Source organism: Corynebacterium sp. MC3 (assembly GCF_900099485.1).
Classification (GTDB): Bacteria; Actinomycetota; Actinomycetes; order Mycobacteriales; family Mycobacteriaceae; genus Corynebacterium; species Corynebacterium pseudogenitalium.
In genome coordinates this window covers 246520-262262 of the sequence record NZ_LT622813.1, presented here as the reverse complement: position 1 = coordinate 262262, position 15743 = coordinate 246520, and the positions used below count along the sequence as shown (strand labels likewise).

15 protein-coding genes and 1 pseudogene are annotated in these 15743 nt (G+C 62.1%); 7 read left to right on the top strand and 9 right to left on the bottom strand.

Translation table 11 applies throughout. The features are described from left to right. Positions 1–465: 465 nt before the first annotated feature. The gene (locus BQ4436_RS04390; protein ID WP_070975625.1) at positions 466–849 is read right to left on the bottom strand and encodes a hypothetical protein; all 384 of its coding nucleotides are present in this window, start codon (positions 847–849) and stop codon (positions 466–468) included. 11 nt (positions 850–860) lie between these two features. Then, on the bottom strand, positions 861–1601 hold the full coding sequence (locus tag BQ4436_RS04385) for a class I SAM-dependent methyltransferase (protein WP_070975624.1): 741 nt from the start codon (positions 1599–1601) through the stop codon (positions 861–863). Between the two features lie 4 nt (positions 1602–1605). Between BQ4436_RS04385 and BQ4436_RS04380 the strand changes: the two genes are divergently transcribed. Next, entirely contained in the window at positions 1606–2682 is a 1077-nt protein-coding gene (locus BQ4436_RS04380; RefSeq protein WP_070975679.1) for a glycosyltransferase family 4 protein, read from the top strand. Here BQ4436_RS04380 and BQ4436_RS04375 read toward each other — a convergent pair. The 5 genes from BQ4436_RS04375 to BQ4436_RS04355 all read right to left on the bottom strand — a co-directional run bounded on the left by BQ4436_RS04375 (position 2679) and on the right by BQ4436_RS04355 (position 7667). Continuing rightward, a complete protein-coding gene (locus BQ4436_RS04375) occupies positions 2679–3134 on the bottom strand; it encodes a DIP1984 family protein (protein WP_070975623.1) in 456 nt (151 codons plus the stop codon). The two genes, BQ4436_RS04380 and BQ4436_RS04375, sit on opposite strands and share 4 nt — an antisense overlap. A 284-nt stretch (positions 3135–3418) precedes the next feature. Further along, the gene (locus BQ4436_RS12200) at positions 3419–4066 is read right to left on the bottom strand and encodes a DNA methyltransferase (protein ID WP_176754808.1); all 648 of its coding nucleotides are present in this window, start codon (positions 4064–4066) and stop codon (positions 3419–3421) included. A gap of 1083 nt (positions 4067–5149) precedes the next feature. Further along, complete coding sequence (locus BQ4436_RS04365; protein ID WP_070975621.1) at positions 5150–5377, bottom strand: three-helix bundle dimerization domain-containing protein; 228 nt, start codon at positions 5375–5377, stop codon at positions 5150–5152. A gap of 94 nt (positions 5378–5471) precedes the next feature. Next, a complete protein-coding gene (locus BQ4436_RS11975; protein ID WP_143000811.1) occupies positions 5472–6536 on the bottom strand; it encodes an MmpA family trehalose lipid delivery protein in 1065 nt (354 codons plus the stop codon). A 336-nt stretch (positions 6537–6872) separates the two neighbouring features. Further along, the gene (locus tag BQ4436_RS04355) at positions 6873–7667 is read right to left on the bottom strand and encodes a porin PorA family protein (RefSeq protein WP_255366121.1); all 795 of its coding nucleotides are present in this window, start codon (positions 7665–7667) and stop codon (positions 6873–6875) included. Here BQ4436_RS04355 and BQ4436_RS04350 point away from each other — a divergent pair, their 5' ends adjacent. The 6 genes and pseudogenes from BQ4436_RS04350 to BQ4436_RS11965 all read left to right on the top strand — a co-directional run bounded on the left by BQ4436_RS04350 (position 7668) and on the right by BQ4436_RS11965 (position 13579). After that, complete coding sequence (locus BQ4436_RS04350) at positions 7668–8669, top strand: acyltransferase family protein (RefSeq protein ID WP_255366120.1); 1002 nt, start codon at positions 7668–7670, stop codon at positions 8667–8669. It begins immediately after the preceding gene. A 64-nt stretch (positions 8670–8733) separates the two neighbouring features. Beyond that, positions 8734–9918 carry an ABC transporter substrate-binding protein gene (locus BQ4436_RS04345; RefSeq protein WP_070975619.1) on the top strand — a complete coding sequence of 395 codons (1185 nt, stop codon included), beginning with the start codon at positions 8734–8736 and terminating at the stop codon, positions 9916–9918. A 7-nt stretch (positions 9919–9925) separates the two neighbouring features. Next, a pseudogene (locus BQ4436_RS04340) lies at positions 9926–11063 on the top strand (FecCD family ABC transporter permease). A 2-nt stretch (positions 11064–11065) separates the two neighbouring features. After that, entirely contained in the window at positions 11066–11791 is a 726-nt protein-coding gene (locus BQ4436_RS04335) for an ABC transporter ATP-binding protein (RefSeq protein WP_070975618.1), read from the top strand. A 222-nt stretch (positions 11792–12013) separates the two neighbouring features. Then, a complete protein-coding gene (locus BQ4436_RS11970; protein ID WP_143000809.1) occupies positions 12014–13099 on the top strand; it encodes a trypsin-like serine peptidase in 1086 nt (361 codons plus the stop codon). A 9-nt stretch (positions 13100–13108) separates the two neighbouring features. After that, positions 13109–13579 (top strand): hypothetical protein, encoded by a 471-nt coding sequence (locus tag BQ4436_RS11965; protein ID WP_083433200.1) that lies wholly within the window; start codon positions 13109–13111, stop codon positions 13577–13579. A gap of 209 nt (positions 13580–13788) precedes the next feature. On the opposite strand, the gene BQ4436_RS04330 is transcribed toward BQ4436_RS11965, so the two are convergent. Together BQ4436_RS04330 and BQ4436_RS04325 are read right to left on the bottom strand one after the other, a co-directional pair. Beyond that, positions 13789–14061 (bottom strand): hypothetical protein, encoded by a 273-nt coding sequence (locus tag BQ4436_RS04330; protein ID WP_070975617.1) that lies wholly within the window; start codon positions 14059–14061, stop codon positions 13789–13791. Between the two features lie 500 nt (positions 14062–14561). Then, positions 14562–15620, bottom strand: coding sequence for a hypothetical protein (locus BQ4436_RS04325; protein ID WP_070975616.1), 1059 nt, complete (start codon positions 15618–15620; stop codon positions 14562–14564). Positions 15621–15743: the final 123 nt, after the last annotated feature.

The following is a 15743-nucleotide window of genomic DNA, read 5'->3' as shown; positions in this document are numbered from 1 at the left end:
GTGCCGCCGATATCGGCGGCACACAATCCTGTTCTCTTTTACATGTAGACGCAGCGTAGGTCGAGGAAGCCCTCACAGTAGCCACCGGAGGCGTTGTAGTTGTCTCGGCAGCAAGCCCACAGCGCTTTTCCGACGGGTAGCCACAGCATTCCGCTGGAGCGGTGGTTGCGTGCAGATTCAGGTTTCGGGGGGATTCAGTGGAATCGGTGCGAAGAGCGAACGTAGGCATTACTTCTCCTTACTCTCTGGAGCACAGTGGATTTGCTATGCATCTTAGAAGATAGAGCAACCCACTTACTTGGCAAGCACAAACAGAGAAAGAGTATACAAAAGTGACCACCCCGTCGAGGGGTGGAAGAAAACCAAATAAAAGGCATCAGTGAGGTGATCGCAGATCACGCTAAAGCGGAAGAGAGGCGGGACTGCCGTTTCAAGATGCTCCTTGTGAGCCTTTACCGCTCGACGCTATTGAACAGTGATTGTGACAACCTGTGGCTTCTCAAAGTTGCTGACCTGCGCGTGGCCTTCCAGCCGTGTTCTCCCGGAGGACAGGGCCCCAACGCTCGGGCAGGATGCGTCGATGCGTTCCTCCCCCGGCTCGAGCTTCCAGTAGTAGACGGAGTTCTTGTCCGTGTAGTGCACCTTTTCCTGACGCAGACCACCGAGTGCGCATACGCCCGCTGACTTGCCGTCCTCGGTAACCACCTGGATGACTGACTTTTCGCCGCGCGGTTCCACGACGGGTGCCTTCGCGTTGGTTTCGCCAACCACGACAGCCACCACGATGGAGAGTACCGCCAGCACAGCTGCGAAAATGGACGGGGCTTGGAATTGGATCGGGAGTTTCATAGTTGCCGATCCTACCCGCGCAGCACGACTACAAGGTTGGAAACCGCAAATTCGCGAAGCAGGGGCACCCGCGTGAGCCACCAGGCCCAGCGCGGATGGTAGCGCGGGAACGCAGCGAGGAGCCTGCCGGTCGATTCCGCCCACGCCACACCTTCCTTGGCAGAGACGGCGAAGAGGGACTCGCCCCACTTGTTCTTCGGCTCGTGGCCGTGGGCGGCCACGTAGCAACGCCTGGCGAACTCGCCACCCACGTAGTGCTGCCACAGGCCGGTCTCGTGCCCGCCGAAAGGGCCCAGCCACACCGTGTAACTCAGCACCACCAGGCCGCCGGGCTTGACCACCCGCAACATCTCCTCAGCCATCGTCTGCCAATCCGGGATGTGCTCGGCAACGTTGGAGGAGTACACAACGTCGAAGGAGTCCGTGGCGAAGGGGAGGGCGGTGCCGTCGCCGCGGACGGAGCCGTAGCCGGAAATGCCGGCGGCGGACAGCTCGGAGACGCTCGGCTCCACGCCCACGTAGAACGTGTCCGCGAAGGCCTTGGCGAAATAGCCCGGCCCACCACCCACGTCTAACACCGACTTGCCCCGCAGGGGGGTGGAGGTGAGGTCGGCGGAGAGGGCGTCGAGAAGCTGGTAGGTGTCGCGGGCCAACCCCTCGTAAAAGATGCGGGGGCGGAACTGCTCATAGCGAAACGAGTGCAACAAGCGCAACGAACGTGCCAACGTGGCCAGGCGGCGGGTACGGTACATGACAATGAAGATACTGCTGATGTGTTGGCGCGACTCCACCCACCCACAAGGTGGCGGCTCCGAGGCGTACCTGGAACGCGTCGGCGAAGCGCTCGCGGCCGCCGGCCACCAGGTGATCTACCGCACCGCGAAACACACCGACGCCCCGCGCGTTACCCGACGAAACGGCATCCGCTTCGAGCGCGCCGGCGGCAAATACAGCGTCTACTTGCTCGCGCCGTTCGCCGCGTGGCGGCACCGGCCCGACGTCATCGTGGACACCCAAAACGGCATCCCCTTCTTCGCACGCCTCTACTCGCGGGCCACGACCGTGCTGCTCACCCACCACTGCCACAAGGAACAGTGGCCGGTGGCTGGGCCGATCATCGGGCGGTTCGGGTGGTGGCTGGAATCCAAGGTGGCGCCGCGGGTGTATCGCGGGGCGCCGTATGTGACGGTCTCGCAGGCCTCGAAACGCGACCTGGAGGCGCTCGGGGTGGACCCGGCCGCGATCCGAATCATCGAAAACGGGGTGGACCCAGTGCCCGCCGAACTGCCCACCCTCGCCGACGACGGCCGCACCCACGTGGTCACCCTGTCCCGGCTCGTGCCGCACAAGCAGATCGAGCACGCCATCGACGCCGTCGCAGCCCTCGACAACGTGGTGCTCGACGTGATCGGCTCCGGCTGGTGGGAAGACCAACTCCGCGACTACGCCGGCGACCTCGCAGGCGAGCGCGTCATCTTCCACGGCCACGTCGCCGACGACCACAAACACGCCCTGCTCGCCCGCGCGCAACTCCACCTCATGCCCAGCGCCAAAGAAGGCTGGGGCATCGCCGTCATCGAAGCCGCCCAACACGCCGTCCCCACCATCGGCTACGTGGGCGCAGGCGGCCTCGCCGACTCAGTGCAGCACGGGGAAACCGGCCTGCTCGTGGAAACGCACGCCGAGTTCGTCACCGAAGTCGCCCACCTTCTTGACGACGCCCCCCTCCGCCACACCCTCGGCACCCAGGCACAACAGCGCGCCGGGACCTACTCGTGGGCGGAAACTGGGCGCAAGTTCACCCAGTTCATCGACACTCTCGCGCGCCCTTAGAGCAGCTCCGTCGCCCAGTTCAGCTGCTGAATCTTCGTATCCAGCTCCCGGTACTCCTTCGCCGCCTTATCCGCCATCGCGTGCAACTGGCCCACATCCACCGTGGACACATACCGCACCTCGGAGGCCGAATACCGATCCGCGCGTGCCGACGCCGCATCCGCCACCGCGCTATAAAACCTCCGCGCCCGCAAAAACGCATCCCGGCGCGCAATCGCATCCGTCAACGTCGCGTCCCCCTCAAACGGCGTCGACGCATTCGTATGGTTAATCCGGCGGACCAGCGTCTCAATGCTCTGCAGCACCGACGCCGACTCCTGCAGCAACGCCTCCGAATCCTCCACCGGGGTATCCCCCTCCTGGATCCGCGCATTCCGCGTCAAACGACGCTCCAACTCATTCAGCCGATCCTGTGCCTGCGCCCGCTTCGCCAGCGCCTCTGCCAACAACATCGCATCCTCCTTCAAAAAAATAGGCGGCCACCCCCAGCACCGTGGTAGTTCCCAATTCTCATGTGCACTGTGCCCGTGTACCTTGTGCAGGCTTAGGGATCAATCACAGGGACCCGGAAAGCCACCGGGTTACAGGTTTGGGTGGTTTCCAATTGCGCCCGAGGAAACCGGTCGGGCTGGTGCTCGCTGAGTGGCCTGCGCACCACGATAGCAGGTTGGTGGGTGTTGGGGTTGGTGGCGGTTTCGGCTCTGGTTTTGTTCTGGTTTCGTTCCGGTCGAGGTGTTCAAGGAGTGTGACGCTGGTCGCCCAAAATCGGTCGGGCCAGGTGAAAATGCGCGACCTGCAAGGGGATAGTGTCGGGCCAAAGGGGCCTATTGCGATTCCAGACGAAAATATCCGGCGCGTCGGCCAGGTATGTGTTGAGGCGGCTCGGGTGGAGATCCATCGGGTTTGAGTCTGGCGTCTCGTAGTGGAATAAGCGCGGGGTGACCTTTTGCTTTGAAAAGCTCACGATGACGCAGAAGACATGAGCTTGGTCACTTGCTTCGTTCGCCCAACGGAAGGTGTCGTGCGCGAAGTCAATGTGGAAGCCCAATTGGGTGATTGGGTACCAAATGTTTGCTACCTGTTCGCCTTGGACAACCGAGTTGGTCGATACGAATGCCGTGCGTACGGTGTGGTCGCCCATGTACTCTGCGGCCTTGATGAACCAACCCGCTACGTAGTCGATGTTGCCGACATTCTTCGTTCCCTTTGGAAAGACTGAAGTGCCCCAGGTTTTGTTCCGTCTGAGCAGATGGGAAAATCTGGGGCACTTCAATTGACTTCCTTCACCCCGTTCACTAGGTGTGAGGAAGTTGAAGGTTGGTGACCGAAGCAATCTTAGATCGCCGAAATTCGGCCTGCGCGATAGCTCGGTAGAAATTATCATTATTAGCACCACTGCCAATATCTACGGAGGATCTGGAGCACCACATCGTGAAAGAAAAGCTCACAACAGCCCTAGAACCAATCGTCGGTACGTCCTACTCACTGATGATCGCAGACGTTATTGCTTGGCTGGCCCTATAAAACCATGGACAATATCGAGCATCGCATTTCCCAATTAGAACTTAACCAAGGACGGATCGCAATCCTACTCAGCTCAGCCCCCGAAGAGCATAAAGCGTGGGATAAAGCGTGCCTATGCCATGACCTCACCTTCGAACAAGAATACAGGACTCGACAAGAAATCCTAGATTTCCTCAACTCAGAAGCGACTGATAGTAACGAACTACTATCAAAAGTAAGCCACATCGTAGGACATCCCGCAGTAGCTCGCGACCTCGTAAGCGCATTTAAACAACGTGGCACGGCAGCTCAACGATGGAAAGAAATAGACTCGGAAAACCTACTCTGACCATTCAGCTCACTGACTGAATGTTTCACAGAAAGAGCATCAAGTGTTGAACTAGTACTCAACGTTTGATGCTTTTGTCTTTCTGTTTTCCCATATGAGGGCGCTCCACTGGTGAGTGCATCGCTGGAGGGCCTGAAACGTGGTATTACGAACCTGATCAGCCCTTCTATTTGGCAGATTCAACAGCAGAATCATGTATTAGGATGGAGATTTCCATTTTGCAGGGTGGAAAGTACGGAATCCGCTTTTACCCTATCCATTGGCCTCAACAAGATGGTGGTGAAGTGCCCCGGTTTTTGTTCCTAGGCATGTGCCTTGTTTTCCATTATCCCGTGGTCCTGGGAACTTTCTTTGTGGTCAGTCGTCGCGACCTGGGGAAACACTACGTCGGTCGACCGGAGCAGCTGCAAAACGCAAAATGGTTCCCGAGCTTGGGAACTATTTCGGCGGGCACGAGCGAGCAAACGAAGTGGCCTGGGGAAACGCGTCCGGAGGGCCACCGAGGCCCCCGAAAACGCGAAAAAGTTCCCGGACGCAGGGCGCGGGAACTTTTTGCAGATGGAAGGGAGGGGGATGGGGTAGGACAGAGCGCGTTGAGTATCAGTGAGCCGGAGTTTAGGCGGCCGCGAGGAGGCTGTCTGTGCGCAGGCGGTTGAGCATCTCGGCTTCGACGAGGACGGGGATGAAGTCTTCGACGGTTGCGGTGCTGCAGTGCTCGGCGAGGACGGTGTCGAAAGTGTTGTTGATTTCGGCTTCGCTGAATTGTGGGGTCCAGGTCTCGAGGAGGTCGTGGCGGATGTTGCGAAGTACGCGCTTCTGGATGGTGTTGAACTGAATCTGCATGGTTACGCTCCTTGTTAAACTCTTGTTTACCTGGAGTTCACTTTAACCTACGCGCAAGAATACTGCAAATGCTCCAATAATGGGCGCGCCCCAACTATCTAATACGCCTGGTCAATACCGCAATCAGGGGCGAGACGCACCACAAACCGAACAGTCCGAGGCCAAGCGGCGGCAGCCCGACGGGCGCAGCACCCGTGTTTACCGAGCGGCCATCTGGGTACACCACCACGCCGACGCCCATCGAGGCGGCAAGCCCCACATCCGCGTTAAGGGCGGACCAGCGTGGGGACGGCGGGTCGACTTCCACGTCGCCAACGCGCAGCGCGCCGGACTCGACGACGTTCATGATTTTGGGGGCGGGGTCGACGATGGTGGCGCCGTCGGCGCGTCGGGTGAGGGTGGGGCGGTCGACGAAGAAGACGTCGCGGCCCTGGTCGTCGACGTGCGGGATCGGGAGGGAGGAGGCCGGAACTGGGGTGAGGGCGGAGAGGGCGAAGGGGGCGTCGAGAAGCTGGAGGAGGGCGAAACTGCCCGCGAGCTGGGCGCGAAGCCCCGGCAGGTTGCCAGCGGCGGTGACGTAGGCGGGGATAGCGAGGATGAGGAGTTTGTGGGCGTCGCGAAGGAGGCCGCCGCCGGGAACGTGCTGGATGACGGGGGTGAGCCAGCCTGCCCACGACGCGAGCGCCAGCGCGAACCCGAGGCCCGCCAGTACGAGGAGGCGGCGCGGGACGTGGCGCCACGCCAGGCACAGCACGGCAAACAGCAGCACGCCGAAGACGGCGAAGCCGGAGGCGCGGGAGGCGGGTACGGCGTGGGCGTTCCAGATCCCGCCCAGGCCGAGCAGTGCACCGAGGGTGCCGACGCTCCCCTCCGCACGCGGGGCGAACATGGCGGCGGCCTGCGCCGAGGATGTGCCCTGTCCGCCGCTAAAAGCGGCAACTGCACCGGCGACAATCCAGGGCGCGCAGGTCAGGGCGCTGAACAGCCAGCGCCTGGAGTGGAGGGCGGCCGCGATGGCGCCGGTTGGGGTCAGCGAACACACCCACTGGGCAGCGATGCTGCCGCGCGCGCCAAGTGCCACCAGCGGCAGCAGCCAGGCGGCCACCGCCACCGACCACTGCCCCTGCAACAGGCGCTCGACGACGAACGGGTTCCACACCGCGACCGTGATCGCCGCGAACCGGCCCCAGCCGCTACTGCCGATCCGCCATGGGCTGGCTGGCGGATCGGCAGTAGCGGCTGGGGCCGGTTCGCGGCGATCACGGTCGCGTGCACCGCCAGCACCGGGAAGGGGAGGACGGCGAGCAGTGCGTCCTGGGGGACGTTGCGGGCCGGCAGGTCCCCGAAGCCGAGGGCTGCGCGAGTTAGCGCCATGTCCGGTAGGACGAGCATGTCCCGGTACGCGAGCGCCTCGCCCGGCGCGAGGAACGGCCAGGTCACGCCGAGGACCAGGGCCGCCGCGTAGGCAACCAGCAGCCAGGAGAGCAGACGCCCCTTAATCACGGCGGCGCCGCACCAGCAGGACGAAGGCGTAGAAGAGCGCGAGCGCGCTGACCAGGCGGGTTACGAACGCCATGACCTGGAGGGATTTGAGGATGTGGACGTCGTGAAGTGCGGCGGAGGCCGCGGTGGCCTTGTTCTCTTCGCTGAGTGTGTAGAGGCCCTTGAGGGGGCCGCGCGTGATGGTCCACGACTCGTCGAGGAGGCGGCCGGTGCGGCGCTCGACGTCGATGGTGCGCTCGGCGTGGTATTCGGGCACGTCGATGGTGGCGGTGTACTTGTAAGTTTCCAGGCCGGCGACCCAGCCGGCGCCGAGGTAGTCCAGGGGGACGACGAGGTCCGCAAGCGGGTCGTAGAACGGGTAGGAGCGGCGCTCCGGGTTGTACGGCAGGACGTAGCCTAAGCCCTGGCGTCCGCTGGTGGGGTAGGCGGAGGCCGGATTGACCTCGAAGGAGTCCTCGGCGATGACGGTGCCCTCGTTGCGGACGGTGGCGGACATGGTCAGCGCCTGCTTCTTCGGGTGCTCCTCCGAGGGACCCTCCGTGATGAGGAGGGTGCGGGTGAGGGCGGAGGGGCCGTCGAAAAGGAGGGTGCTTTCGGTGGGGGCGAGCACCCGCTGGTGGTTGATGATGAGCGGGGACAGGAAGTTCAGCGCCACGCACACCGCGATGATGGCGGCGCAGATGCCCAGGCGCCGTTTGCTTACAATGTCCACATCAGAAACATTAACGTACTCCCGGAACTGGCGGGCCTGCGCGGTATCGCGGCGCTCGGCATTGTGGTGACGCACGTGGCGTTCCAGACGGCCACCGACTCGCCGGTGCTCGCGCGCTTCGACTACTTCGTGGCCGTCTTCTTCGCGCTGTCGGCGTTTTTGCTGGCGCGCGGCGAGCCCCGCCCGGCGCGCGAGTACTACTGGCGTCGCGTCGCTCGCATTGTGCCTGCGTACGTGGTGTCCGTGGCGATCATCGTGGTGACGTTGCCGCCACTGGCGGGGGTGCGCGCCGGCCCGCTTCTGGCCAACCTGACGCTCACGCAGCTCTACGTCTCTGGCGGTCTTATCGACGGCCTCACCCAGCACTGGTCGCTCTGCGTCGAGGTGGCGTTCTACCTGTGTCTCTTTTTCACATCTCGATGGGTTTTTTATAGAGATGTGGGAGCCCCAAGATCGGAAGGGGGCCGCGCCGTGGTGCTGGCGGTGGCGGTGGCGGCCGCCCTGGTGTGGCCGCACCTGATCCCCAGCCCGGAGCAGACGCCGGGGGAGCTGAACCTGCAGATTTGGCCGATCTCCTTTGCGCCGTGGTTCGCGGTGGGCTTGCTGTGTGCGGAGGTGGAGCGCGCCGGGCACACGTGGCGGCTGCGGGTGCCGGGGCTGCGCTGGGTGTTTCCGGCGTTGTCGTTGCCTGTCGCGTGGGCGGGCGGGGTGCTTGGGCCTGCGGGTTTGGAGCACCCGAGCGCCGCCGAGTTCAACGTCCGGGTGCTGCTCGGCGCGCTGTTCGCAGCGCTGTGGATCGTGCCGTTCGCGCTCGCGCCGCGCCTGCACGGCACCGCCCTGTGCACCCGCCCGGCGCAACTGCTGGGCCGCTGGTCGTACTCGCTGTTCCTGTGGCACATGGCGGTGCTCTACTTCGTGTTCCCAATCTTGGGGGTAGGGCTTTTCGACGCCCACTTCGTCCCCGCCCTCACCCTGACGGTGCTGTTGAGCCTGGTGGTGAGCTATCTGTCCTACTCGTGGGTGGAGGTGCCGGGGGCGAAGGGGGTGCACCAACTACGCGCGGGAGTTGTTAGGTAAGGCTTGCCTGGCATATTGTTATTCCGCTCTATTGGAACAATCGTAATACGGCAAGGAAACCACTGTGAACATCCTGCGTAAAGCAATGACCGGCGCCGTCGCACTGTGCGCGGCCGCCTCACTCGCCGCGTGCTCGGGCAACAGCACCGACACCACCCCATCCGCCGAGCCGACCCCGGCGGACAAGGCGCTGACCGTCACCGACGTCACCGGCCGCGAAGTCACCTTCGACCACGCGCCGGAGCGCATCGTCCTCGGCGAGGGCCGTGGCGTCTTCGCCACCGCGCTGCTCGGCGGGGACCCCTTCGACCACGTCGTGGCCTACGGCAACGACCTGACCAAGGCCGCCCCGGCGTTCAAGGACAAGGTCTTCGAAATCAGCGAGGGCGCCATGAAGGCGCAGGAGATCGGCAACATCGGCAAGGGCGACGTCTCCCTGGAGACCCTCATGGCGCAGGAGCCGGACGTCGTCGTGATGACGCTCGACCAGAAGAAAGTCGCCGAGGAATCCGGCCTCCTGGAAAAGATGGACCAGACCGGCATGAAGTACGTCTTCACCGACTTCCGCCAGTCCCCACTCGAGCACACCGTCAGCTCCGTGCAGCTGCTCGGCGACCTGCTGGGCAAGTCGGAACGCGCCAAGGAATACGGCGAGTTCTACGAATCGAAGGTCGAAGAGATCAAGGGTCGGGTCGAAGAGGCCGTCGCAAAGGACGGAGAGAAAGACGGCCTGATCTGGTCCGCCGCGGGCTTCGTTGACTGCTGCAGTACCCCCGGCAAGGCGAACCTCGGCCAGCTGCTCACCGCCGCGGGCGGCAACAACCTGGGCGAACAGCTCATCACCGCCGACTCTAAGCAGTTCAGCGCTGAGAAGATGATCGAGCTGCAGCCCGAAAACCTCATCGTCACCGGCGGCGAGTGGGCACGCAAGCCCGACCAGCCGGACACCTTCAGCCACGTCGAGCTCGGCTACCAGTCCAGCCCGCAGCGCGCCGCCGAAACCCTGAATAACCCGCTGGGCACTCCGGGCCTGGACCTGCTGCAGGCACCGAAGCAGGGCAAGTACTTCGCCGTCTACCACCAGTTCTACGACAACCCGTACAACGTGTTCGCACTTGAGGCGTTCGCGAAGTGGCTGCACCCAGAAGCCTTCGCTGACATGGACCCGGCAAAGGACTTCGAACAGTTCCACGCCGACTGGCTGCCATTCGACTACTCCGGCGCGTTCTTCGCCCAGGCACAGCAGTAGGGGAACCATGAACCAGCAAGATCAGGCGATCCGCGCCTACCACCAGCGAGGACGACGCAAACTCATCGCGATTAGCGCGCTGCTGCTCGTCGCGTTCATCAGCTTCGTCGTTGCCACGGTGGTCGGCCCGATCAACCTCAGCGCCTCCCAGCTTCTCGACGCCCTCCTCCACCCCAACACCGCACCCGAGCAAGCCTCCGTGGTGCTGTGGGACCTGCGCCTGCCGGCCTCGGTGATGGCGCTGCTCATCGGCGCGTCCCTGGGACTTGCGGGCGGGATGATGCAAACCATCCTGGACAACCCGCTCGCGGAGCCGTTCACGCTGGGCATCTCGGCGGCGGCCGCGTTCGGCGCCGCGATGTCGATCGTGCTGGGCATCAACCTGATCGCGCACCCCCAGTTCAACCTGGCGCTCGCCGCTGCGCTGGCCGCCCTGGTGGCGGTCTGTCTCTTATTCCCATCCAGATGTGGATTAGAAGCCGCGGACCCGCCGGACGAAGGCGTAGAAGGACGCGGGCGCCCTGGTGGCGGTGGCCGTCGTCGCCGCAGCAGCCGTGTGGCGCGGCGCCGCCGCCGAAACCATGATCCTGCTCGGCATCGCCCTGTCCTTCTTCTTCCAGGCGCTGCTGTCGCTCATGCAGTACGGCGCAACGCTTGAGGCGCTGCAACAGATCGTCTTCTGGACGCTCGGCTCCATGCAGCGCGCCACCTGGCTCGCCGACGGCATCATCGGCGTCCTCCTTGCCGCCGCAATCCCGTTCGTGGTGTTCAACGCCTGGCGGCTCACCGCCCTCCGACTTGGCGACGCCCGCGCCGCCTCCCTCGGCATCAACGTCTCCCGCCTGCGCGTCACCACCCTGATCGTGGCATCCCTGCTGGCAGCAGCTTCGGTGGCCTTCGCCGGTGTCATCGGCTTCATCGGACTGGTCGGCCCCCACATCGCCCGCATGTTGGTCGGGGAGGACCAGAAGTTCTACCTCCCCGCCTCCGCCGCGGCCGGCGCGCTGCTGCTCACCGCCGCGCACGCCGTCTCCATCACCGTCAAACCAGGCCTGGTGATCCCGATCGGCATCATCACGGCCATCGTCGGCGTCCCATTCTTCGTCTTCCTGATCTTCTCCCGCTACCGCAAGGCAGGCCACTAACCATGATCGTCGCCACAGACCTCAACGTTGCCTACGGACGCACCCCTATCCTCCACGACATGACCTTTCGCCTGGGCACCCCCGGCGCCGTCACCGGCCTCCTCGGCCCCAACGCCGCCGGTAAGTCCACCCTGGTCAAAACTATCGCCGGGCTCAAAACCCCCACGTCCGGCACCGTCACCACCACCTGCGAGCCCCACGACGTCGGCTACGTCCCCCAAGACCTGCTGACCAGCGCGTCGCTGACCGCGTTCGAATCCATCGTCGTCGCCGCAAAAGCCGGAGGCGCCGTCACCAACCCACTCGAGGCCACCGCCGCGATGATGGACCGCCTCGGCATCCTCCATATCTCCGACCGGATGGTCTGCCACATGTCAGGCGGCCAGCGCCAACTCGTCGGCGTCGCCCAGATGCTGGTACGCGAACCCCAACTCCTCCTTCTCGACGAACCCACCTCCGCCCTCGACCTCCACCACCAAGTCAGCCTGCTCACCATCATCCGCAACATCGTCGCCGACACCGAACGCCAAGCCGTCGTCGCAATCCACGACCTCAACCTCGCCGCCCGCTACTGCGACGAACTCCTCGTCATGAAAGCCGGCCGCGTGGTCACGCACGGCGAACCCCTCGACGTACTCACCCCCGAACTCCTCGAAGAGGTCTACGGCATCGAAGCCCGGGTCCTGTACGACCCAGTCTCCGGCGCGCCCGTCATCTGCCCTGCGTAGGGGGTGGTAGGGGGTTGATCCGTTTTGGTATGGAACTGTTCTGGGTAGGCATTCAACAAGAGTCAGCGTAGGTGGGGTGCATATGTAACTTCGATGCCAGCCCCAGAGACAGATTGTGTTGCATATCACAGTATTGAAAAAGAGTAACATGCGTGATAATATCGACACCAATGCATTTATCTCATACGAACGCAGCCTTCATCCCTACCTCAAGGAGCTGTCATGTATCTCAACTCCCATATCAGAAAGATCTTCAACCGGGCTACAGTCCTGGCATCATCGGCTTGTCTGGCCATGGCTGTGGCGCCAGTGGCAGTCCATGCTCAGGAATCATTCATCGGAGAAGAAGCTGAAACCACGGTCGGAGTAATTAACCCGAATGATCAGTCGACTAGATCAGTTTCCTCGGAGATGACACTGGATGAGTATTGGACACTGGATCGCATGTCGAGAGCCACTCCTGTTGATGCAACCCTCGACTTGCCATTTGCGGCGGACCGAGCAACGTCAAACAGCAAAGAGGTTGTCGTTTCCCCTGAAGTGCCAGAACGTGAACAAGAAGCATCAGAACCTATTGAACCGTTCTCCTCATCTCAAACGGCCAGTGAGGCGCACTCTCGAATCGGCAATTCCGGTGCTGCGAATGGAAAAGTATTTTTCTCAAAGAAAGTCAATGGCCAATATGAAGATCACGTCTGCTCCGCATCTGCCGTAAACTCAGACAACAAAAGTACCGTAATTACTGCCGGTCACTGCGTTCATAGCGGGAGCGGAGGTGAGTTTCATAAAAACTGGGTATTCGTTCCAGAATATACGATCGGTGTTGCACCCCATGGGAGATTCAAGGCCAATTTTATGACCACAACTACTGACTGGGCCAACTATGGAGCTACACCTCGTGGGTTTGCTTCTGACTTCGGGTTTGTCACTGTCAACTCAGAAAGAGGGAAACGTCTCGTCGATGCGGTTGGAGGCCATGGACTGCGCTCCGGAAATGCAGGTTCGTTCAAAGCTGACATAATTGGATATCCCCGCAAACGTTTCCTGGGTTCCGCTATGTTTCGGTGTACGGTACCGGTGAAAAACGAAAATTGGTCGTCCTTCAATTTCTACATGTCATATGGGTGCAACTTTGGCGGTGGTGCATCCGGTGGCGCATGGCTAGAAGACTTCAACGGAACTCTGGGGCATATCCGCTCCGTGAGTTCGTTTGGTCCTGAAAACGGTGCGTCGTATCTCGGTTCGCCGATCATAACCTCCAAGATTTGGGACATGTTTGATTCAACGGCGAGTCGGCCAGTGAAGTAAGGAGTGAGAATGTCTGGCATACTATCTAAATTCGGCATAAACGCAGGTTTGAATGCGCAAACTGTACATTTGGTCGGCGTTATTTTAACTGTGTTTGCGATAGTGGGAAGTACCATAGGAATAGTCTCAGCCACACCTGTCGGCGACGAACTCAGCAGTGCAATGGGGATCGTCCACAAAACTCGACAAAAACCTTTCGACCGAGAGGCGCGCAACGATCTCAAAAATGAGCGTCAAGTCAAATGGGCAGGCTATCAAGTAATTAGTCCGACAGAAATTCGAGTGTTCTTCCCCGCCGGAACCGAAACTTGCTACGGATACCGCGCGGAGACATCGGAGACCGCGACATCAGTAAAAGTTAGAGTGTACGAAGGGAATATTCCAGGATCGCCTGATAAGTGCATCCTGATCGGTTCCACGGCCTCCATGAAGGTGACGTTGCAGTCGCCACTTGGGGCTCGCTTGCTCCAGAACTGGTAGATCACCCGCCTGTTGTGTGAGAGTTTTCCGACGTTTCTTTGGCCCGTGCCCTAATGGGAACGGGCCAATTTACGGGGTGGAGCCCAATAAATCTCAGATTCACCCCGCGTACTCCGCGCTGTCAAATGTCCCTGAGTAGTCGGGCGGTTTTCGTTCCGGCCGTGATGGACTGAAAACGCGGTAAAGCTATCGTCTGCAACCCGAAGAATTTAGGCCGAGTCACCCTTCTGCCAAGCAACGATTGCTTCAGAAAAAGAGAGATCTGGATTCTTCTCCCGATAGCTCTTTAACTCTGCTGCCGAAGGGATTGGCAGATCAGAAGCAATAACATCATCGAATGCTGAGCGCCGATTATGCGACCGCAACCCCCACACGCCAATCGCCGCGACTACCGTCGCAAGCAGAAACTGGCCGGAAAGAAGCCCCAGTACCGCCGCGAATAGAGCCAAATATGATCCAATGATCGTTAGTTTCTCAGACATAACGACACCTTTCGCAATATCTCGGTCGTGCTATCTACTCAAAGCACTGGTCTTTGATTCCTGCAATTCTTGTCAGCTCTGCTGTGAGCACCGGCTGCGATCATTCTAGTGATTGCTGCCGCACATCGCAGAGCGCTTGTATATGGAGTGACTTTGTCGCCTTGGGAAGTAGAAGCAGCGGGATGTCCCCGACACTGCGCTGAGGAGATGGCGCGCTGTCACTCGAATTCGTTCCGGGCGAGGTGTTAAAAGTGTGCGAGGCGAGGGGCGGCCGGGTGCGCACCAAATTCCTGCATGAGGTTTGCGCGACCTGGGGGTTTGCAAACGCACTCGCGGGAAACCCGGAATCTGGTGCGAAGAAGCAGCGGTCGTGGGAACTTTCTTCGTAGACAGACGACGCGACCTGGGGAAACGTCACGTCGGTCGACCGGAACCGGCCCCAAACGCGAAATGGTCCCGGGCGCGGGAACTTTTTCAGCAGGCGGCCGGGCAGCCAAAATCTAGTCCGGCCAGGCCAGACAGGCCACCGCGACGCACCCAGCCGCGAGCATGACGGTGGTGTCGCCGGCGTACCCGGCGGAAGGCCAAGGTGCGCGGGCCAGCCACAATCCCATGGCGGTGATGGTTCCGGCGGCGATGTATCGGCTGGCCAGCAGGGTATAGCGGCGCACCACCCAGACACCGATGGCGCTGACGATCCCGAGTACCGGGTTGATGCACAGCGCGGCTGCCAGCGGCAACGCTGCCACCATCCTGCCGGGGACGGGGCGGGCCGGAGTGCCAACGCCACGGCGCCGCCACGCGAACCACCCCAACACCAGCACGGTGACCAGGCTGAGCGCCGCCCCGCCGAACAGGCTGAGGCGGTAGGGGTGCTCGCCGGCGAAGGAGAACGCGAGGGTGCCGCCGCGTCCGGAGGGGATGCGGAAGGCGAGCTGGCCGGCGTCGATGCGTTGGGCGGTGAGGGGTTCGCCGTCGAGGCTGGCCTGCAGGCCCGGGTTGAACGCGCGGGTGGTGATGAGCAGGCGGTCCTGGTCGGCGGGCGCAACTGCGCCACCAACAACTGGCGCCCACGAAGCAGCGGGCACAGGCCCGCGCCGCAGCGTGATCGTCTCGGCGTCCGTGACAAGTTCGTGGCGCCCGGCGGGGAGGAAGACGGTGTTGGTGGCGGAGGAGCCGTCGATAAGGGCGGGGGAGGAGAGGTGCCATTCGGCGTCTTCGGCGGTGGTGAAAGCGCGCTGCAGGACCGTGGTTTCGGGCAGGAGGCGCTGGAAGAAGTAGGTGTCGGCGGTGCCGGGGACGTCGACGATGCGGTGGACGCCGGCGTCGATTTCGGTGATGCCGACGGGCTCGGTGAGCGTAAGGGTGGTTTCGCCGCGCACGCTGATGGTGCGGGGCTGGTCGGCCACGAGGCTGAGCGTGCGCTCGCCGGAAGTATCCGTGACCTGCACTTTCGTGTTGGCGGTGGCGGTGATGGTGGCGGTGTCGGCGGGGGGGGGGGAGCGCAGCCACGGGTTTGGGCCTTGGGCGGCGGGCCACCAGGCGGTGCTTTTTTTCACACCCTAGTGTGGATAAGAGGCACAATGGGGACGCGGCAACTTTCGGCGTGGACGCCAATAAATCTCTTGTTCATCCCGCGGTCTTCGCGCTGTTTCATGTTCCCGCGTTCTCGGGGGGGTTTT